The organism is Craterilacuibacter sp. RT1T (assembly GCF_023502145.1).
GTDB lineage: Bacteria > Pseudomonadota > Gammaproteobacteria > Burkholderiales > Chromobacteriaceae > Craterilacuibacter.
Genome location: NZ_JAMFLI010000001.1, coordinates 411,106 through 429,307 on the forward strand (window position 1 = coordinate 411,106; position 18,202 = coordinate 429,307).

Annotated in this window: 17 protein-coding genes; 3 read left to right on the plus strand and 14 right to left on the minus strand. The window is 60.3% G+C overall.

Annotation, left to right across the window (positions count from 1 at the left end):
- Window positions 1–25: 25 nt before the first annotated feature.
- The 7 genes from M3P88_RS02225 to M3P88_RS02255 all read right to left on the minus strand — a co-directional run bounded on the left by M3P88_RS02225 (window position 26) and on the right by M3P88_RS02255 (window position 6,712).
- The gene (locus tag M3P88_RS02225; RefSeq protein ID WP_249614433.1) at window positions 26–1,378 is read right to left on the minus strand and encodes an EAL and HDOD domain-containing protein; all 1,353 of its coding nucleotides are present in this window, start codon (window positions 1,376–1,378) and stop codon (window positions 26–28) included.
- Window positions 1,379–1,397: 19 nt separating this feature from the next.
- Window positions 1,398–2,504, minus strand: a complete 1,107-nt coding sequence (gene aroC / locus M3P88_RS02230; RefSeq protein WP_249614434.1) for a chorismate synthase — start codon at window positions 2,502–2,504, stop codon at window positions 1,398–1,400.
- Window positions 2,505–2,598: 94 nt separating this feature from the next.
- Window positions 2,599–3,228, minus strand: a complete 630-nt coding sequence (locus M3P88_RS02235) for a 2OG-Fe(II) oxygenase (RefSeq protein ID WP_249614435.1) — start codon at window positions 3,226–3,228, stop codon at window positions 2,599–2,601.
- Window positions 3,229–3,297: 69 nt separating this feature from the next.
- A complete protein-coding gene (locus M3P88_RS02240) occupies window positions 3,298–4,224 on the minus strand; it encodes an alpha/beta hydrolase family protein (protein WP_249614436.1) in 927 nt (308 codons plus the stop codon).
- A 76-nt stretch (window positions 4,225–4,300) separates the two neighbouring features.
- Entirely contained in the window at window positions 4,301–5,230 is a 930-nt protein-coding gene (locus M3P88_RS02245) for a GlxA family transcriptional regulator (RefSeq protein WP_249614437.1), read from the minus strand.
- Entirely contained in the window at window positions 5,227–6,117 is an 891-nt protein-coding gene (locus tag M3P88_RS02250; RefSeq protein ID WP_249614438.1) for an EamA family transporter, read from the minus strand. Before M3P88_RS02250 ends, M3P88_RS02245 begins: the two co-directional genes overlap by 4 nt.
- 34 nt (window positions 6,118–6,151) lie before the next feature.
- Window positions 6,152–6,712, minus strand: a complete 561-nt coding sequence (locus M3P88_RS02255) for an isochorismatase family protein (RefSeq protein ID WP_249614439.1) — start codon at window positions 6,710–6,712, stop codon at window positions 6,152–6,154.
- A 157-nt stretch (window positions 6,713–6,869) separates the two neighbouring features.
- Here M3P88_RS02255 and M3P88_RS02260 point away from each other — a divergent pair, with 157 nt between their 5' ends.
- Window positions 6,870–7,307: an acyl-CoA thioesterase gene (locus M3P88_RS02260; RefSeq protein WP_249614440.1), complete on the plus strand. Its 438-nt coding sequence runs from the start codon at window positions 6,870–6,872 to the stop codon at window positions 7,305–7,307.
- 377 nt (window positions 7,308–7,684) lie between these two features.
- The gene (locus M3P88_RS02265) at window positions 7,685–9,544 is read left to right on the plus strand and encodes a methyl-accepting chemotaxis protein (protein ID WP_249614441.1); all 1,860 of its coding nucleotides are present in this window, start codon (window positions 7,685–7,687) and stop codon (window positions 9,542–9,544) included.
- A 72-nt stretch (window positions 9,545–9,616) separates the two neighbouring features.
- Here M3P88_RS02265 and mnmC read toward each other — a convergent pair whose 3' ends face one another.
- Together mnmC and mnmH are read right to left on the minus strand one after the other, a co-directional pair.
- Entirely contained in the window at window positions 9,617–11,596 is a 1,980-nt protein-coding gene (gene mnmC, locus M3P88_RS02270; protein ID WP_249614442.1) for a bifunctional tRNA (5-methylaminomethyl-2-thiouridine)(34)-methyltransferase MnmC2/FAD-dependent 5-carboxymethylaminomethyl-2-thiouridine(34) oxidoreductase MnmC1, read from the minus strand.
- Complete coding sequence (gene mnmH, locus M3P88_RS02275) at window positions 11,593–12,636, minus strand: tRNA 2-selenouridine(34) synthase MnmH (RefSeq protein ID WP_249614443.1); 1,044 nt, start codon at window positions 12,634–12,636, stop codon at window positions 11,593–11,595. Before mnmH ends, mnmC begins: the two co-directional genes overlap by 4 nt.
- A gap of 18 nt (window positions 12,637–12,654) precedes the next feature.
- On the opposite strand from mnmH, the gene selD reads away from it, so the two are divergent.
- On the plus strand, window positions 12,655–13,698 hold the full coding sequence (selD, locus tag M3P88_RS02280; RefSeq protein WP_502798939.1) for a selenide, water dikinase SelD: 1,044 nt from the start codon (window positions 12,655–12,657) through the stop codon (window positions 13,696–13,698).
- Between the two features lie 241 nt (window positions 13,699–13,939).
- On the opposite strand, the gene M3P88_RS02285 is transcribed toward selD, so the two are convergent.
- The 5 genes from M3P88_RS02285 to fdxH all read right to left on the minus strand — a co-directional run bounded on the left by M3P88_RS02285 (window position 13,940) and on the right by fdxH (window position 18,199).
- Window positions 13,940–15,325, minus strand: coding sequence for a Fic family protein (locus M3P88_RS02285; protein ID WP_249614445.1), 1,386 nt, complete (start codon window positions 15,323–15,325; stop codon window positions 13,940–13,942).
- A 142-nt stretch (window positions 15,326–15,467) separates the two neighbouring features.
- A complete protein-coding gene (locus tag M3P88_RS02290; protein ID WP_249614757.1) occupies window positions 15,468–15,779 on the minus strand; it encodes a hypothetical protein in 312 nt (103 codons plus the stop codon).
- Entirely contained in the window at window positions 15,736–16,650 is a 915-nt protein-coding gene (gene fdhE, locus M3P88_RS02295; RefSeq protein WP_249614446.1) for a formate dehydrogenase accessory protein FdhE, read from the minus strand. Before fdhE ends, M3P88_RS02290 begins: the two co-directional genes overlap by 44 nt.
- The gene (locus M3P88_RS02300) at window positions 16,647–17,288 is read right to left on the minus strand and encodes a formate dehydrogenase subunit gamma (RefSeq protein WP_249614447.1); all 642 of its coding nucleotides are present in this window, start codon (window positions 17,286–17,288) and stop codon (window positions 16,647–16,649) included. Before M3P88_RS02300 ends, fdhE begins: the two co-directional genes overlap by 4 nt.
- A complete protein-coding gene (fdxH, locus tag M3P88_RS02305; RefSeq protein ID WP_249614448.1) occupies window positions 17,285–18,199 on the minus strand; it encodes a formate dehydrogenase subunit beta in 915 nt (304 codons plus the stop codon). The genes M3P88_RS02300 and fdxH overlap by 4 nt, the downstream gene beginning before the upstream one ends.
- Window positions 18,200–18,202 lie beyond the last annotated feature (3 nt).

The window sequence follows — 18,202 nt, forward strand, 5'->3', positions numbered from 1 at the left end:
GTGTCCATCAGGGATACGATAGGGTTCAATGGCTAGCGTCGGTGCAGCTTATATTTTCAGCCCACTGCATGGCTTGCATGCTCAGACTGTTGACCTGCTCCAGCGGGATGCCCAGCGCGTGACTGAGCCGTCTTATTTCCTGACTGCTATGGTTTTCCATCGCCTGTGCCAGTACCAGATAAGGGGCGAACAGGCCGCGTCCCTCCAGTAGGGCTTGCACGACGGTAGTCGGGAGCTCCAGTGGTGCAATCGCCTGCTCCAGCGGTTGCTTCAGGAGTGCGCCCAGCATGGAAAACATGCCGGTCAGAAACAGGTGTTCGTTCTCTATCTTGTTGCCGCCGCGTGCCTTGCCCAAGCTTTCCATGAAACGGGCGCGCGATAGTGATTGTTCCAGCAGGGCGCGGCTGCGTCCGTCATCTTTGTGCGAGCTGAACAAGAGCAGGGTCAGCCACTTGAATAAAGCCTCGCGCCCCAGCAGCAGCAGGGTTTCATCCAGCGTCATGATCTTGCGCGTGATGCCGTTGGCCGAGGCATTAATAAAGCGCAGCAGCTTGAACAGCAGGGTCGAGTCGAGCTTGAACTGGGCATCCAGCTCGCGCACCGGTGCATCGCTGCGCAGCAGGCGCATGATTTCCATTACCCGTATTTGCCCCGGGTTTGCCTGTTCCGGGTTTTGTTGCCGGCTATGCGCCATAAACGGCCCCTGAAACAGGGTGAAGTGATGATTGCGGCTATGGCGGCAGACGTTGTAATCCTCGTAGGAGCTGACATTGCGCGCATAAGCGGCGATATGCGGGTGCTGCTGCAGGGTATGGTTAAGGAGTGGCGCCAGCACACCTTCGGCCGAGGCAGAAAAATCCACCACCAGAAAATCGGCCTGTGACAGCAGGGTTTGGCTTTGCGTGGCGGTGTGTTGCGGGCTCAGGCTCGCGGCCGCCAGCGCCAGGCGATAACCTTGGGTCTTGAGGATGGCCAGTTGTTCGGTGCTATCCATGGTAAGCACCTCATCCGGTGCGATATCCAGCAGCAGGATGATGTGTTCGGCCGGTAAGTCGGCCAGCTCGGGTGCGCTCAGCGAAGCAAGTGAAGACAGGTGAATGACCGAGGCGCGGCGCGATAGCGAGCCAAAGACATCCAGATTGATAAGCGTCCTGAGCATCAAGCGGTCGAACTGACCCGGTTCTTTGTTTGGCGCCGGGCCGGCACGCATGGCCTGACTGAGTAAGAACTCATTGGCGACCAGATTATGTCTGGCATCGTAAACCGGCTGGTGAGTGAGAACGCCCAGCGTCGGAGGAAGTGCGGTTTCGGCGATCGCAGCGACGGGTTCTGCGATGGCAGGCTTGGCGCGCAGGCTGGCAAACAGAGACTTCAGCATATCGGGTTCAACCGGTCTTTCAAATAGAGTGCTGCGGGCCGGCAATGCGCGGCGTATCGACCCGTACATCCATGCACTGGGCACGATGGCGCAGCGCGTGGTCGATCAGGGTCAGTGCCAGCATGGCTTCGGCAATCGGCGTGGCGCGGATGCCGACGCACGGGTCGTGCCGGCCATGGGTTTCCATCAGGATGGCCTGGCCGGCCTTGTCTATCGAGTGGCGGCTTTGTGCGATGCTGGATGTGGGCTTGATGGCAAGGCTGACTTCGATGTTTTGCCCGGTGGAAATGCCGCCCAGGATGCCGCCGGCGTGGTTGCTGGCAAAACCGTCAGGGGTGAGCTCGTCGCTGTGCTCCGAGCCTTTTTGCGTCACGCTGCCAAAACCCGCACCGATTTCTACACCCTTGACCGCATTGATATTCATCATCGCCCAGGCGATATCGGCGTCCAGACGGTCATAAACTGGCTCGCCCCAGCCTACCGGTACGTTTTCCGCTACTACGCGCAGGCGCGCGCCGACCGAGTCCAGCGATTTGCGGATGCTGTCCATATAGGCTTCCAGCGCCGGCACCACACTGTCGTCTGCGGCGAAGAAGGGATTATTGGCCGTTGTTTCCCAGTTTTTGAACGGGATGGCGATCTCGCCTATCTGTGTCATGTGGCCGCGGATCACGATGCCGAATTTTTCATGCAGCCACTTTTTGGCGATGGCGCCGGCGGCGACGCGCACCGCGGTTTCGCGTGCGCTGGAGCGCCCGCCGCCGCGCGGATCGCGTACGCCGTATTTGTGCCAGTAGCTATAGTCGGCGTGCCCGGGGCGGAAGGTGTCGGCGATATTGCCGTAATCCTTACTGCGCTGGTCGGTGTTGCGGATCAACAGGGCAATCGGCGTGCCGGTGGTCTTGCCTTCAAACACGCCGGAGAGAATTTCCACGCTGTCCGGCTCGCGGCGCTGGGTCACATGACGGCTGGTGCCGGGCTTGCGCCGGTCCAGCTCCTGCTGGATATCCGACGCGTGAATGGCGAGCCCGGGCGGGCAGCCGTCGACAATACAGCCTATGGCCGGGCCATGGCTCTCGCCGAAAGAGGTGACGGTAAACAACAACCCCATGCTATTGCCGGACATGCATTTCCCCTGTTTTTTGCCGTAGTGCGCGGTGCGCCAGCCAGTTTATTGCGCACAATTCTACCATGGCATCTGCCGATTACCGATCGCATTGTCATGATCGGCGGCGGAACCAGCCGGTAATGGACAGGCGCTGCTGCGTTGCCGGCAGCACTTCGTGCCAGAAGCGGTCTGACAGGAAAAGCACGAGCGTGCCGGCCTCGGGATGGATGTCCCTATAGCGCTGGCAGTCGGGGTCAAGATAAAGCCTGAGTTGGCCGCCGCACGCTTCAGGCCAGTCCTCGTTCAGATACAGTACGGCGCTTAAGGTGCGGGTGTCGTCATCGCGGAAACGGTCCAGATGCTTCTGGTAGAAACTGCCGGCCGGATAGACGGCAAAGTGTGCTTCCAGCTCGGCCAGACCCAGATAGAGTTCGCGGTTTACTGCGTTACGCAGGCGCTGCATCGTGGCGAAATAATGGCTGACGGCGGGCGAGGCCGCATCTTCGTCCAGCCACAGCACCGAGTCGGAGCGGATTTCGCTACGCCGTGCCGCGCTCTGGCCGCGACCGATGGCGGCCTGGTGAAAGCGGCCGTCTTCCCATTCGCTCAGGCAGGCGCTGCCTAGCGCGCGAATATCGGCAGGCGAGAACAGGTTGCGTACCGTGCACCAGCCCTGTTCGGCCAGTTGCTGTGCGATAGCGGATAGCTCATGCGCTACATCTTGTTGGACAGGCAAATCCATGCTGCACCTTGTTAGCAATATCGGTGCCATTTATTACCACGGTATTGCATATCAGGTGAAGCAGCTGGATCAAATGTTTTCTGTAATTTCCTGGCGGCGGCCGCTGAGCCAGTCAGCCACCATGGGGAAGTGGTCGCGGATGGCATCGGGGTGGGTCAGCAGGCTGACGTGATCGTAGTCGTGGCAATGACCGGTTTTTTTTGCCAGCAGATGGACACGCGAGAAGTGGGGGCCGGATTCGGCGCGAAAACGCCGGACATCATCGACATGGCCACGGCACGGGTCGCGCAGGGCGGCCAGATAGAGCGTTGGCGGCAGTGTCACCTTTTGGGCCGCAGCGCGATAGTCGAAGCCGTCGTCGGCATCGACCCATGGCGCCACCTTGGCCCACAGCTTGCTGTGCAGATGGCTCTTGTCGCTTTCATTATCCGCACCGAGGCCTATGCGTCTGGCCGGCAGGTAGCCGCAAGTGCGGATAATCAGGCGCGAGGCCAGATTCCACATCAGGTCGACTTCGATCAGCTTGTTGAGGTTTTTAACGTGCACGCTGCGCTTGCTGCCGAAGTAAACCACGCTTTCTATATGGGCCAGCAATGCCGGGTAGCGCACCAGCGCGCTGCTCATATGCACGCCGCCCCAGGAGTGGGCGAGCCAGTGCATAGGGCGGTCCGGGCGCAGGCGGCGAATCAGCTCGAATGCGGCCGGCAGATCCTGGGTAATGGTCTCGGTCTGGCCATGGCGGCTGGCACGGCTGATTTTTGGCGTGCTTTGGCCGCGTCCGCGCAAATCGAGCACGAAACAGTCGTAGCCTTGCGCCGCCAGCCACGGAGCCAGCCCCTTGCCCGAGTCGCTATAGAAAATGCGGCCGTTACCCATCACCCCGTGCAAGAGCAGCACTGGCGCGCCATGATCCTGTGTGGCGTGGCGGATACGGCGCAGGTGCAGGGTGTCACCACCTGACACCGGCAGATACAGGCTTTGTTCACGGTAGGGCATGAGCGCGTCCATATGCCCGTGGGCGGGCAAGGTTCAAACGCATGATTGAACCATGCTCTTGTATTGGAGGCGAACGCTATCGCTTGGCCGGTGTGCCGCCAACGATTTGCTTCCATACCCGGCGCAGGGTACGCGCCGAGCCAAATCCGGCGGCTGCTGCGGCCGTCTCCACCGTCGCGCCGCGTGCGATCCGGTCGCGGGCGACTTCTATTTGCAGCGCCTGACGGTAGGCCACCACGCTGCTGGCGGTGTGGGTGCGAAATAGCCGGCACAGATGGCGCTCGCTGACATGCACGCGTTCGGCCAGACTCGCCAGCGTCCAGTGCTGGGCGGGATCGGCCGCAATCAGATCCTGCGCCTTGTGCAGCGCCGGGTTGAGGTGGTTGCGGTGTGCCATAAACGGCGACAGCTGGGCGGCCGTGCCGTCGCGCCGTGCGTAGACCACCATGCGCCGTGCGACGCGGGCCGCGAGCGCGGCACCGGCCTGCTGTTCGATCAGCCATAGCGCCAGATCGATGCCGGCGGTGATGCCGGCCGAGGTGGCAATGGGGCCGTCTTCGACAAAAATACGGTCTTGTTCGACCCGTGCGGCAGGCGCGAGGGCCGCGAGCTTGCCGGTCAAGGCGTGGTGGGTGGTGCAGCGCCGCCCGTTCAGCAGCCCGGCCATCGCGGCCAGGAGTGCGCCCGAGCAGATGCAGGCAATGCGGGTATCTGCCCGTACATTTTGCGCCAGCCATGCGACCAGTTGTTGCGCCGGCGCGGTGCTGTAATCGTGGTCTTCATCAACGGTGCCGACCAGTACCAGTAGTGCTTGGTCCGGTAGTTTTTCGGGCAGGGGCGAAACGCGGCTGATCAGCCCCAGCGAGCTGACGCATTCGGCTGCCGGCCCCACCGTATGCAGCCGCAGCCGCGCACCTTCATCAATGGCGATACGCATCGCCTCGGCCGGGCCGGCATGATCCAGCGCCAGATAATGCGGCGTCAGGATGAAGAAGACCTCATTCATGTGTTCACCTCGCGTAGCCGGGCCAGCAGGCGTGGCCCTAGGCTGCCTATGGCCAGCCCGGCAAGCAGCAGCGCTCCGCCTGCCAGTTGCAAGGCACTCAGGCGCTCGCCCAGAAACAGGCTGGCCGACAATACGCCGAAAAACGGCACCAGCAGGCTATACGGTGCGACCACATTGGCCGAGTGGCGCGATAGCAGCCGGCTCCACTGGCCATAGCCGAACAAGGTGGCGACCAGCGCAAGATAGGCGACCGCCGCTGCGCTATTGAGGGTGAGCACCGCCGACCAGTCGGTATCGGCCTGCTCGAACAGGGCCCACATGGCAAGAAAGGGCAGAATGGGGATTAGGCTGGCGTATACCACCAGCGACAGCATGTCGGGCTGCTGGCCTTGGCGGACGATGTGCCGCACCACCAGATTGGAGCTGGCCCAGCACACGGCACCGGCCAGTGTCAGTGCAAAGCCGGCCAGCGGCAGGGTGTGGCCGCTACTTAAGCCGATCAGCAGCAGGCCGCCACTGCCGACGCTCAGCCCGATCAGTTGTGCCGGGCTAAATGGTTCGCGCAGCCACAGCGCCCCCAACAGCAGGGTAAAAAAGGCTTGGCTTTGCAGCACGATGGACGCCAGTGCAGCCGGCATGCCGGCCTTGATGGCGGAAAACAGGAAGGCAAACTGGCCGAAGCCGACGGTCAGCCCGTAGGCGGCCAGCGTGCTCCACCCCAGCTTGGGGCGACGCACGAACAGCAGGCCGACGCCGGCGGCGCAGGCAAAGCGCAGCGCACCCAATAAAAAGGGCGGCACGCCGGCAACGCCCCACTTGATGACCACAAAGTTGAAGCCCCACACGGCCACGATGGCCAGTGCGATCAATCGGTCGGTAAAGGGCATGGGGGGGGACTCCGGTTAGTTGCTGATTATGCCATCAGTTTTGTGCGGGCAGTGCGGCAAGGCAGCTGGCGACGCTGTGCAAGGCGGCAAAGCGTCCGGCCAGTACCAGCTCGGTGTGCTCACGCAGTTCTTGTGCCGTGTAAGTGCGTCCGCTATGCGGGTGCGTCATGGCAAAGGTCAGGGTCGCTTCGCTCACGAAATCGACGGCATAGCCTAAGTCCGAGGCCACGCGGGCCGTGGTTTCGCAGCACTGCTCGGTGCGGATGCCGGCAATAATCAGCCGGGTGATGGCATGCTGCTCCAGCCATTCATGCAGGCCGCTATCGGTCAGCGCATTGTGTACATGCTTGGTAAAGGTGGCATCGGCATTGTCCGGCAGCCAGTCCATGATGCGCACCAGGCCCGAGGCGGCGGAAAATGGGCCGTCGCCATCTTCGTGCAGGATATGCACGACCGGCACGCCTTGCGCACGGCAACCGGCAATCAACTTCAGCAAGGGGGCGCGAAAGGCGGGCAAGGCGCGCTCGTCCCAGAAAGGGCGGTGTAAAAAAGACTGTTGAACATCAATCACGATCAGGGCGCTGTGTGACGACATGGCAAAGCTCCTTGTTTGGGCGTGATGCCATGATGCCGCACGGGCAAAGCCTTGCGTGATGCCGTTTATGGACAGGGTGGGGGACAGATCCGGACAGGATTCATGGCCAGTGGTACAGATTTGCGCTACCCTTTTGGCATTAATCGTGGGGGTGTGAATGGAAAAGCATTATCCGGTATTGAGTGAAAAAAGCATGGTGATGCGCTGGGGCGATATGGACGCTATCGGCCATCTCAATAATGCAGTGTATTTCCGCTATCTGGAGCAGGTGCGCATCGACTGGCTGGAGGAGGCGGGCTTTCCGATTACCCCGGACGGGATCGGCCCGGTTATCGCGCATACCGCCTGCCATTTCAAGCGTGAAATCAGCTATCCGGCTACCTTGCATATCACCATCGAGCTTGAGCACCTGGGACGCAGCAGCCTGAAGCTGCGCCACCGTTTCTTTTGCGGCGATGACCGTGAGACGGTGTACGCGCTGGGCGAGGTGACGCTGGTGTGGGTGGATTACCGCGCAGGCAAGAGCGTGCCCTTGCCTGATGCCATCAAAACGGGTTTGCAGGCCGCAATGGAAACTCGGCCATCTGCCGTTTGATTTTTTTATGGTGTCTAGGGGGGGGAGGGCGCGTCGCTGCTGCCGAACTAAAAAATACCCGTTAAAACGGGTGGCGGCGGTGATGGCATCAAGTTCGCGCGGCATTGGTCTGTTCTTTGGTGCCTGCTCGGTTCAGCGCGCAGCTATTTAAGCATTTCGTCTGCCATTACCAACAGTGCTTGTTGGCTGGGTAGCTCAAGGGGGTATCAGGCCGGTAGCCGAGGCCCTGCCTGGTGAGCAATGGGCCTGTATATCAGCATGTAGATGCCGCAGATATATCCTTCAGTCTTTTTATTTAAGTTAGTGATAATATACGAACATTATTAATACTATAAATAATTGGAATAATTGTGCGCTCCCTACGAAGCAAATTAACCTTGCTCATAGCAGCCGCCATGCTGTTTACCGCCTTGTGTATCACCATGATTGTTTGCTTTAGCTTGTTGCGCAGCGCGAATTTGCAGGCTTCACAAGAGATGAAACAGCTGACGCATGCTCAAGAACAGTATGTGGCCGAATGGTTGAATGTACGTAAAAGCATCATCAGTAGCAGCCTTGAGCGTGCGGCGGATCCGCAGGTTAGCTACTACCTGAAGCAGCTGGCCGAGGCGGGGGGGTTCAGTATTATTTATGCGGGTAACGGGGCGTCCGAGGACATGCAATACTCCGTACCTGGCCGCGCCAAACCCAGTGCAGACTATCGTCCGTCTCAGCGTCCCTGGTTTCAATATGCCAAGCAGCAAAACGGCATTATTGTGACCGAGCCATATCCCGATTCCGAACCGGAGACCAAGGGTCAGCTGGTGATTACCATTGCCGATGGTGTGAAGGGGCAACCGCTGGTGGTGGGGGGAGACATCCTGATTGAAAAGCTTGTGCAGTCCATTCTTGATGTCAAGCTGCCGGGGCAGGGGCATGTCTTCCTGATGACGAAGGATGGCAAAATCATTGCCTATCCCAAGGCGGGCTATGCGCTTAAGCCAATTACCGATGTGATCCCGGGCTTGAATGCAGCTCTACTTGGACGGATGGCCACAACCAATGAGGTCATGGAGCTAGACATCAATGATAAAGCATTTTTGATCGAGTTGAAGGCGGTTGCCGGTAGCGACTGGGTGCTCGGCGTAGCGATGGACAAGGCCGAAGTCGATGCCCCCATTTATCGCATGATCGGGCTGATCATCGCCGGCGTGACGCTGGTGTGTGTATTGGTGTTGCTATTTTGTTCGGCTTATCTTGGGCGCTTGCTTAAGGGCTTGTTCCAAGTGCGAGATGCCATGCGCGAGATCTCGCAGGGCGAGGGCGATCTGACCCATCGTATCAGTGTGTCGGGGAGTGACGAGGTTGCACAGACGGCAGAAGCATTTAACCTTTTTGTGTCCCGCCTCAACCAGATGTTCCGTGAGTTGCAAGCCGAAGCGGTGGCGCTGGCACAAGGCGTGGTCGAAGTCGGCGCTACGGTCGATAAGGTCGCTGATGACTCGCATGTTCTGGCCGATATTTCTAGTGCCAACGCCGCTGCGATCGAAGAGGTGAGTGTCAGCATTGCACAGATTGCCGATGCGACCCGCGAAACCGATAGTCTGGTGCGCGAGTCGGGACGGGCGGCCGATGTCGGGGCAACGGATATGCTGAACATCAATGCAAAAATGTCGGATACCAGCCAGTCGGTCGCGGATCTTGCCGTTTTATTGAGCTCGCTTGAGCAGCGCTCGCAGGAAATTTCCAAAATAACCGGCGTGATCAGCGATATTGCCGACCAGACCAATTTGCTGGCGCTCAATGCGGCGATTGAGGCTGCGCGTGCCGGCGAGCAGGGACGTGGCTTTGCCGTCGTGGCGGACGAGGTGCGCAAGTTGGCCGAGCGCACGGCGCTCGCCACGGTTGAGATTAGTGCGATGATACGCAGTATTCTCGATGAGACCGGGCGCGCTGTTGGCAATATGCAGCATACCGAGGGCGCAGTCGGTGCCAGCGTGACGCTGACCAAGGAAACGCGTGAGCGTATGCAGCATATTACCGATACTATGCGTCAGGTTGTAGAGCGCATCGGCGGCATTGCCTTATCGACAGGGGAGCAGCAAAACGCGACCATGGCGATGGCGCAAAGTACCGAGTCCATCAATAGCCAGATTGTGAGCTCGGATAGCGATTTGCAGCAGGCGAGGGCAACGTTGCTGCAGTTGGGGCAGCGGGTGCAGATGATGGAAGCGGCATTTAAGCGCTTTAAGTTGTAAGCATACAAACAAGCAGTCAAAAACAGCCCGCAGCACTTGAGTGCAGCGGGCTGTTTTGCTTGGGGGATCCGCTTAGCGCGACTTGCTTTTCTGGCTGCGTACCAGCGCGCGCAAGACAAAGCGGTTGGGGGAGAGCGCATCGACGACGCTCTTGGGTAGCGGCAGGGTTTCGCCGCAGGCCAGGCTGGCGATCAGTTCGCCGGCCAGAGGCGCGGTGACCATGCCGCGCGAGCCATGGCCGCTGCTGATATATAAGCCGTGCAACCACGGCATGGGTGCATAAAGCTGCAAGCTGGCGTCACGCGCAAGATCGGCATAGACCTGCTGCAGGCTTGCTGCATCGGCCAGCATCCCGACCAGCGGCAGATAATCGGGCGTGGTGGCACGCAGCGCGGCGCGCCCGTTTAGCGCCGCGGGAGCAAGGTCGGTGCCGCCCAGAGCCTGATACAGCGCCGGGTTGAGCTTGGCGAGCATGGCCAGATTCTCGGCGTGTTCGCTGTCGCGGGTGTCGGTTTCGATGCTGTCAAAGTTGAAGCTGGCACCAAAAGTGTGGGTCGCATCGGCCGCCGGCGCGATATAGCCCTCGCCGCACAGCACGGTCTGCAGGCGGCAGCTGGCATCGGTGCTGCGTGCAACCGACACCTGGCCGCGGATTGGCTTGAGCGGCAACTGGGCGCTCTGGCTAAAGTCTTTGGCGGCATTGGCGCAGGCGATTACCACCAGATCGCTGTAGAGCGTTTCACCGCTGCCAAGCGTGACCTGCCAGCCGTGGCCGCTGGGCTGCAACTGCTTGGCTTGCACTTGATAGCGGCAAATCACGCCGCGGCTTGCGAGCAGGGCCGCGACCAGACGCGGTGGCCGGATCCAGCCGCCTTCGGGAAAAAACAGTCCCTCTTCGCTCACCGGCAAACCGGCAAGCTGGCTCGCGGCTGCGGGCGACACCGGGTACAGCAGGCTTGCGGGAAAGGCTGCCGCCAGTTGCGCCTGGCGTTTGCGCGTGGCGTCGTCGTGTGCCAGTTGCAGCACGCCGCAATTATCCCAGTCCGTCCCTTTTTGCTGGCAGGCATAAAGCGTGCGCAGGCTATAGCCATAGCCGGCCAGTAATAGCCGGGTTTGCGGGGTCAGGTGGGCCGACAGTTTGAGGTAAAGCACGCCTTGCGGATTGCCCGAGGCTTCCTGCGCCGGTGCCGCGTGGCGCTCCAGCACGGTCACGCTAAAACCGCGCCGGGCGAGGCTGGCGGCGGCGCTGGCGCCGGCAATGCCTGCGCCAATCACGATGGCGCGCCGGCCGCTGGCCTTTGGCGGGCGGGCGAGCCAGGGCGCTTGCCAGGGCAAGGTGCCGGCGGCAAGGCGCGTGCCTACGGTCATTTCCCGCTTGCTGCCAAAGCCCGGGACTTTTTTGACGGCAAAGCCGGCCGCACTCAGGCCGCGGCGCACAAAGCCGGAGCAGGTAAAGGTCGCCAGCGTGGCATCGGCGGCGGACAGGCGGGCGAGTTGTTCGAACAAGGGTAGCTGCCACATGTCCGGGTTTTTCGACGGGGAAAAGCCATCGAGAAACCAGGCGTCGACGCGGGTATCCAGCTCGGGCAGGGTGTCCAGCGTATCGCCAATCAGCAGGCTCAGGCTGACGCGGCCGTTATCCAGCAACAGGCGCTGGTGTCCGCCCTCCATGCCGTGATACAGCGCCAGCAGCGCCGCCGCTTCGCCGGCAAGTTCCGGCCAGGCTTGCAGGGCACGGCTAAGGTCGGCATGGCTTAGCGGATGCTTTTCGGTGCTGACAAAATCCAGCCGCGCGCTGGCGGGGGCACAGGCTTTGAATAGCTGCCAGGCGCACAGAAAGTTCAGGCCGGTGCCAAAGCCGGTTTCGCCCACGGTAAAGCAGGCTTGCTGCGGCAGTGCGGCAAAGCGCTCGGCCAGACGGTTGCCGGCCAGAAACACATGGCGTGTTTCATGCAGCCCGCTGTCGCGCGAGAAGTAGACATCGCCATAGTCCAGCGACGAGGGCTGCCCGTCCTGCCAGGCAAGACGGGCGTGAAGTGGCGCGGCCGTCATGCCACTTGCAGCGTGGCGGCGACGCCGGCCAGTACATCGGGTGCGAGCGAAGGCAGCGCGATTTTTTGCGCTTGCGCCAGATGGGTGTAATGGCGATCCATCGAGCGCAGATAAAGCGGGTCGTAATGCAGGGTCAGCAGCTCGCCGACCAGCAGGCCGAATTCGCCGCTACGGATCAGCGCCGACCAGTGGGCCAGCTGCTCTTTGGAGTGTACCGCCTTGAGAAAGCCTAACTGTTTGATCAGGCTTTCCGGGTCGGACACGTAAAAGTCGTAGTCTTCCAGCAAGAAGCGCACGCGCTCGGCCAGCGGCACATCCACCAGCAGGCAAGGGCTTTGGTGCATGTGTTCGAACAGCGCCAAGGGCAGGGTGACCTGGCCGACTTTCTTGCTTTCCGACTCGATAAACACCGGACGGGCAAGATCCAGCTTGCGCATGGTAGCCAGCAGTTGCGAGTCGAATGATTTCTGGCTGGGCTGGGGCGAGCCGGGTAGCTTGCCCAAGACTGAGCCTCGGTGATTGGCCAGACCTTCCAGATCCAGCACCTGATGGCCGGCGTGCGAGAGCGCATCCAGCAGCCGGCTCTTGCCCGAGCCGGTCGGCCCGCATACCACGCGCAGATCCAGCGTGGCTGGCAGGTTTTCCAGCTGTGCCAGCACCTCGTGGCGGTAGGCCTTGTAGCCGCCTTGCAATTGGTAAACCGGCCAGCCGACCTGGGCGAACACGGTCGCCATGGCGCCGGAGCGCTGTCCGCCGCGCCAGCAATAAATCAGCGGCCGCCAGTTGCGCGGCTTGTCGGCGAACTGCTCTTCCAGCGCCAGCGCGATATTGCGCGACACCAACGCCGCGCCGACCTTGCGCGCTTCAAACGGCGATACCTGCTTATACAGCGTGCCAACTTCGTGGCGCTGCGCGTCATCCAGCACCGGGCAATTGATGGCGCCGGGAATGTGGTCTTCGGCAAATTCGGCGGGGGATCGCACGTCGATCACCTCGTAAAATTGCCCCAGTTGTGCTACGGTCGCGGGCTTGAAAAGCATAGTATTTGGAAGGACTTTATCGTGTCCGTAATCAGATTGACCCAATTGTCTCACGGCGGTGGTTGCGGTTGCAAAATCGCGCCGTCAGTGCTCGAAACCATACTCGCCAGTACCCGCGAGAAGATGGTCTTCCCTAATTTGCTGGTCGGCACCGAAACGGCTGACGACGCAGCGGTCTACAAACTGAACGAGTCGCAGGCACTGGTCGCCACCACCGACTTCTTCATGCCCATTGTGGACGATGCCTTCGACTTTGGCCGGATTGCTGCTACCAACGCGATTTCCGATATCTACGCCATGGGCGCGACCCCGATCATGGCGCTGGCGATTGTCGGCATGCCGGTGAACGTGTTGCCGGTGGAAACCATACGCGACATCCTCGCCGGTGGTGAGTCGGTGTGCCACGCGGCAGGCATCCCGATTGCCGGCGGCCACTCCATCGATGCGCCTGAGCCTATCTATGGTCTGGTGGCCATGGGTATCGTGCACCCCGACCAGCTCAAGCGTAACGACGACGCCCAAGAGGGTGATGTGCTGATTCTGGGCAAGGGGCTGGGTGTCGGCATTCTGGCGCAGGCGATGAAGCGCGGCGAACTGGACGAGGCCGGCTATGCGGCACTGATCGCTTCGACCACCCAGCTCAATACGGTGGGTGCCAAGCTGGCAGCCTTGCCTGAAGTGCATGCGCTGACCGACGTCACCGGTTTTGGCCTGATGGGCCACCTGCTGGAAGTTTGTCGCGGCGCCAAGCTGGCGGCCGAAGTCGAATTCGACAAGGTGCCGGTGATTACCGAGGCGCGCTCGTTTGCCGAGGCCGGCATCGGCCCTGGCGCCATTGAGCGCAATCAGGCCAGCTTCGGCCATGATGTCGACTTTGCCGAAGGTTTGGCACAGTGGAAACGCCGTCTGCTGGTCGACCCGCAAACCAGCGGTGGCTTGCTGGCGGCCGTTGCGCCGGAAAAAGCCGACGCCGTGCTGGCCATGTTCCGCGCAGCGGGCTTTGGCTACGCCTCGGTGATTGGCAAGCTGCAAGCCGGCGATGCGCGGGTCAGCGTGATTTAACGTAGCTGGCAGGGTGGGGGCGCAGGCCGCTCTCCACCATAAGCGCTCAAACAAAGGGCCGTACGCATCCGCGTGCGGCCCTTTGTTTTTATGGGCACGTGTCGCTTACGGCATGCTGCCCTTAAGCGGTATGACGACGCCGCTCGAAGTACTAGTTGGTGCGATCAAGCGCTGCGGTGAAATCTGTACCCCAGTCAGCATGTCGCCGCCGGGGAAGTGATGGGAGGGTTAGGCCACAGGCCTAACCCTCATCGTCTTTCGCAAAGAAGACTTCCTTTACACACGACTCGATCCAGTCATAGGCCTCTGGCTGTACAAGGTGCTCATACTTCTTGCGCAACCGCTTTGATATCCGGCCTTCCTGCTCATAACAGCCATTAATCAGCGTAGGGAGAATAGTGTTTCGGACGTCGAACTGCTCGTTAATCATGCGTAAAACGCGGTCGTAGCCGCCTAAAAATTGGGTTTCCTTCTGCAGGTCATGCTCCAGCGCTTCCTTCGCCATCCGCAGCCCAAACTCAACAATGGGGGTGGCATCCCAATAGCGATAAATGTCGGCATTGGTTTGGGGCTGAAAGGTAAAGTCATTGTCACCCGCCTGTCGAACGTGCCAGAGATCGCGAGCCGGTTTGGAGAACGTCTGCAGAGTGGCTAGATAGTCTACTTCATTCCGTTTGATGGCAATCGACACTGGCAACAGAAATCCCTTGGCTAGGCGCCCGGATCGGCACAAAGCGTGGTGGAACAAAAATCGGGAGAGCCGGCCATTCCCATCCATGAAAGGATGGATGAATACAAAGCCAAACGAGGCAATGCTGGCTACAAATAGTGGATCCAGTTGTGCAGGAGGATGGTTGCAGAACTGGTTGAACGCTTCCATCAGATCATCGACGTGATCGGGGCTTGGAGGAACATAGGTGACCCCGAGCGGGCCACGCATCTGATTTCGCAACCAGTTTTGCTCTGTACGGTAGGAAACGGCTTGATCGAGCGGATTAGTCACGACGCTTTGCTGTAGTTCAACCAAGTATTCTTCACTCAGTTCTCGGCCATCGTGTGCATGATGAAGCAGCTGGACGAATCGCTCAGCTTTGGCTGCGCTTGGCGCTTCCCGCTCGATTTCGAAGGAGCTTTCTGTTTCGCTGAGATAAGCCCAAGCCAGTGCACGATCAAGCATGCCTTGGCCAACCTCAGCGATGAATGCCTCCATTTCGGCAAAAATGTCGATTTCTTGTAGCGCCTGAATAGCCTGAGTGCGTCGAATGGTGACGCAATAATCAAGTGACCCCACGCCATTGAACCTGACTCGCCAACGTGGATCTCTAACCTCGTCTCCGGGAAAGTACAGCTTAGGATCGTACACATCGACGTAGGGGCCGGATATTTTGGGTGGGTCAGATAAGTGTTCTTGGTTGTAGTGCTCCCAAAGATAGGAAGCTACCCGTACAAAGCGGCTGTTTGGTTGCGAACACATTTCCGCTTCTAGATCGGTGGAGGCTACATGGCGTAATGCATGCGAGAGTACGCCAAGGTTGGTTCCTTCGTGTTTCAGGGCAAATAAGACATGGGCTAGAACGGAGTCAACTATAGGCGCAACAGCGGCCGGCACCAGCAGTTCTGCACCCACCTCGATGATCCTGGTAGTTGCTCCAACCATAGCAACTGGAGAGACCGGCAATGTCGGGAGTGATAGGGTTTGCCGAAGCCATTCATATCCAAGGCGTCTCATTTTTTTTCACGCAGTCCAGAAAATTTTCACATCGGTCATCTTAGTCGATTTTTTTTTCATTGCGAAACATTGTACTGACTAATAAATCAGGTGATTGGGAGCCTGCCAAAAAGGCATGCCATTCTTCGCAGAGCAGCGTGATCGATTTGCGTGCGGTGTGGTCGATCTCTTTTTCATCTGTGCGAGCCTGGCGGAGAATGTCTGCTGGTATATGCATGATTTGCATCGCCAATGAAATAAAAACTAACACGCAATTAGGGCGCAAACCTAGAAAGACCCCAGCCACCCTTCGGCAGCCGGGGTCTTGTTTAGCTACCGGGAAACAGGAAGGGGTTGATTGCGCTGCGCGCAAAGCCCTGTTCTTCGGTGGCGGCGTCCAGCATCAGCGTGGCCAGATCGTCGGCGACCGCTTCCAGTGCCATATCCTTGTCCAGTGCCATGACCTTGAGGTAGCTGTGGCAGTCTCCGCAGCTTTCGGCACGGATGCCGGGCGCTTGCGCTTCCAGCGACCAGTAGCCGATGTCGCGGGTCGATTCGCAGTTGCTGCATTTGACGCGCACCATATGCCACTCGCTCTCGCACAAGGTGCAGTGCAGGTAGCGCAGGCCGGCCTTGTCACCGATCTTGACGATGCTGGCGACCGGCCCCTGGCTGCACACCGGGCACTGGTGGCGGCTTTCGTCCGGCTCGGTTACGGTGCTGATTTTCAGCGCCGCAGCAAGCTGGCTGAAATACACCGACAGCGCCGCCCAGACAAACAGCGCTTCGGCCGCCGAAACGCTGTCAAAGCGGCCGGCCAAGAGTGCGCTGGCGCGAGCTTCGCGCTCGCTTCTTTCCATGCCTTGCAGCGTCATGATGGCGTCGGCCACGATGCCGGTGGTGCCGGGCAGCAGTTTGCCCAGCAGCGCATCCAGCAGGTCTTGCCATACGGCGTCACGCGGCCAGGCGGCGCTGCCTAAAGGCGGCAGGCCGTGGCGTGCGCACTCGGTAAAGTAGGCGTCGCGCGCGGGCAGAGCCAGCGGATGTTCGGCCACCAGCGCGTGCTGGGCGTGGGCGATGCGCGCGCAAAAGTTCAGGTAGTCGGCCATGGCATGGCCGGCCGCGAGCAGTTCCAGCCTGCGGGCGCGGGTGAGGTAGAGCGTTTTCGGGTCGGGCAACAAAAGCGGCGGGATCTCTCCCGCCGCTTGCGTCAGCTCGCCCTCGGGGACGATGCGGATGCTCATGGTTTCTCTGTCTGCTCCTTGGCGCGTTTGGCCATCACTTCACGATACCAGCGCGGGTGGTGCTTCTTGGCCCAGGCTTCGGTGACGACGCCTTCGACCATGGCGCGGATGGTGCCGCGTACCCAGATCGCCGCGTAGACGTGGATGATGATGCCGGCGATCAGCGCCAGTGCCGCCCAGGCGTGCACAAACAGCGCGATGCGGATCAGCTCGATCGGAAAGTATTGGGCGAAGTAGGGACGCCAGATGACGATGCCGGTGGAGATCAGGCCCAGCATACACAGGGTCATCATCCAGAACATGCCTTTCTGGCCGCCGTTGTACTTGCCGGTGTCACCGACTTCTTCACCCAGCAGCACTTCTTTCACCGACTTCATCCACTTCACGTCCTCACGGTCGATGAAGTTGTGATGCCAGTAGCGCAAAAACTGCACGAAGAAACCGACGAACATGATCACCCCGACAAAGGGGTGAACAATGCGCGCCAGTTGCGGCGTGCCGAATACGCCGGTCAGCCAGAAAAACGCCGGGTAGAAGAAGGCCAGCCCCGAGATCGCCAGTACGATAAAGCATACGGCGACGATCCAGTGGTTGACGCGCTCGGCCGCGTTATAGCGGCGGATCAGCTTTTCCTTCATGCCTTGTCCTCCTTGCTGTCCGGCTTGTCCTTGCCTGCGCTTTCCGGTTTGGCTTCGTCTTCTTCTTCGTCGGCCTTGTTCGGGCCTACACCGATGTAGTGGAAGAAGCCAAACAGCACCGATACCGCCAGGCCAATGGTCGACAGCGGCTTGAGTATGCCTTTCCACAGGCCGACCGTGGTGCTGATGGCCGGGTCTTTTTTCAGGCCGGCATACAGTTCGGGACGGTCGGCGTGGTGCAGGACATACATCACATGCGTGCCGCCCACGCCTTGCGGGTCATACAGACCCGCCTGCTCGTAGCCGCGCGTTTTCAGCTCGGCCACGCGCTCTTCCGCGTGGTGCTTCATGTCTTCCTTGCTGCCAAAGCTGATCGCGCCGGTGGGGCAGGTCTTGACGCAGGCCGGCTCCTGGCCGACTGCCACGCGGTCGGAACACAGGGTGCACTTGTACGCCTTGTTGTCACGGGCGTTGATGCGCGGCACGTTGAACGGACAGCCGGCAATGCAGTAGCCGCAGCCGATGCAGTGCTCGGACTGGAAGTCGACGATACCGTTGGCGTACTGAATGATGGCGCCGGGCGACGGGCAGGCCTTGAGGCAGCCCGGCTCGGCACAATGCATACAGCCATCCTTGCGGATCAGCCATTCGAGCTTGTTGTTTTCCTCATGCTCGGTAAAGCGCATCACCGTCCAGCTTTGTGCCGACAGGTCAGCCGGGTTGTCGTACACGCCGACGCAGTCACCGACCTCGTCACGCAGGTCGTTCCACTCGGAGCAGGCCACCTGACAGGCTTTGCAGCCGATACAGGTGGTGACGTCGATCAGCTTGGCGACCTCGGTCTGATGGGCGCGGGCGATCGGCGGCTGGGTCGGGCTCGCGGAGCGGCGCAGAATGTCTTGCGATTGCATATG

Coding starts and splice junctions, on each gene's coding strand:
- M3P88_RS02300 (WP_249614447.1), bottom strand. CDS start 17,288: ATGAAGGAAAAGCTGATCCGCCGCTATAACGCGGCCGAGCGCGTCAAC.
- M3P88_RS02240 (WP_249614436.1), bottom strand. CDS start 4,224: ATGCCCTACCGTGAACAAAGCCTGTATCTGCCGGTGTCAGGTGGTGAC.
- mnmH (WP_249614443.1), bottom strand. CDS start 12,636: ATGCTTTTCAAGCCCGCGACCGTAGCACAACTGGGGCAATTTTACGAG.
- mnmC (WP_249614442.1), bottom strand. CDS start 11,596: ATGACGGCCGCGCCACTTCACGCCCGTCTTGCCTGGCAGGACGGGCAG.
- M3P88_RS02250 (WP_249614438.1), bottom strand. CDS start 6,117: ATGCCCTTTACCGACCGATTGATCGCACTGGCCATCGTGGCCGTGTGG.
- M3P88_RS02235 (WP_249614435.1), bottom strand. CDS start 3,228: ATGGATTTGCCTGTCCAACAAGATGTAGCGCATGAGCTATCCGCTATC.
- fdxH (WP_249614448.1), bottom strand. CDS start 18,199: ATGCAATCGCAAGACATTCTGCGCCGCTCCGCGAGCCCGACCCAGCCG.
- fdhE (WP_249614446.1), bottom strand. CDS start 16,650: ATGAGCATCCGCATCGTCCCCGAGGGCGAGCTGACGCAAGCGGCGGGA.
- M3P88_RS02245 (WP_249614437.1), bottom strand. CDS start 5,230: ATGAATGAGGTCTTCTTCATCCTGACGCCGCATTATCTGGCGCTGGAT.
- M3P88_RS02225 (WP_249614433.1), bottom strand. CDS start 1,378: ATGCTGAAGTCTCTGTTTGCCAGCCTGCGCGCCAAGCCTGCCATCGCA.
- M3P88_RS02255 (WP_249614439.1), bottom strand. CDS start 6,712: ATGTCGTCACACAGCGCCCTGATCGTGATTGATGTTCAACAGTCTTTT.
- aroC (WP_249614434.1), bottom strand. CDS start 2,504: ATGTCCGGCAATAGCATGGGGTTGTTGTTTACCGTCACCTCTTTCGGC.
- M3P88_RS02260 (WP_249614440.1), top strand. CDS start 6,870: ATGGAAAAGCATTATCCGGTATTGAGTGAAAAAAGCATGGTGATGCGC.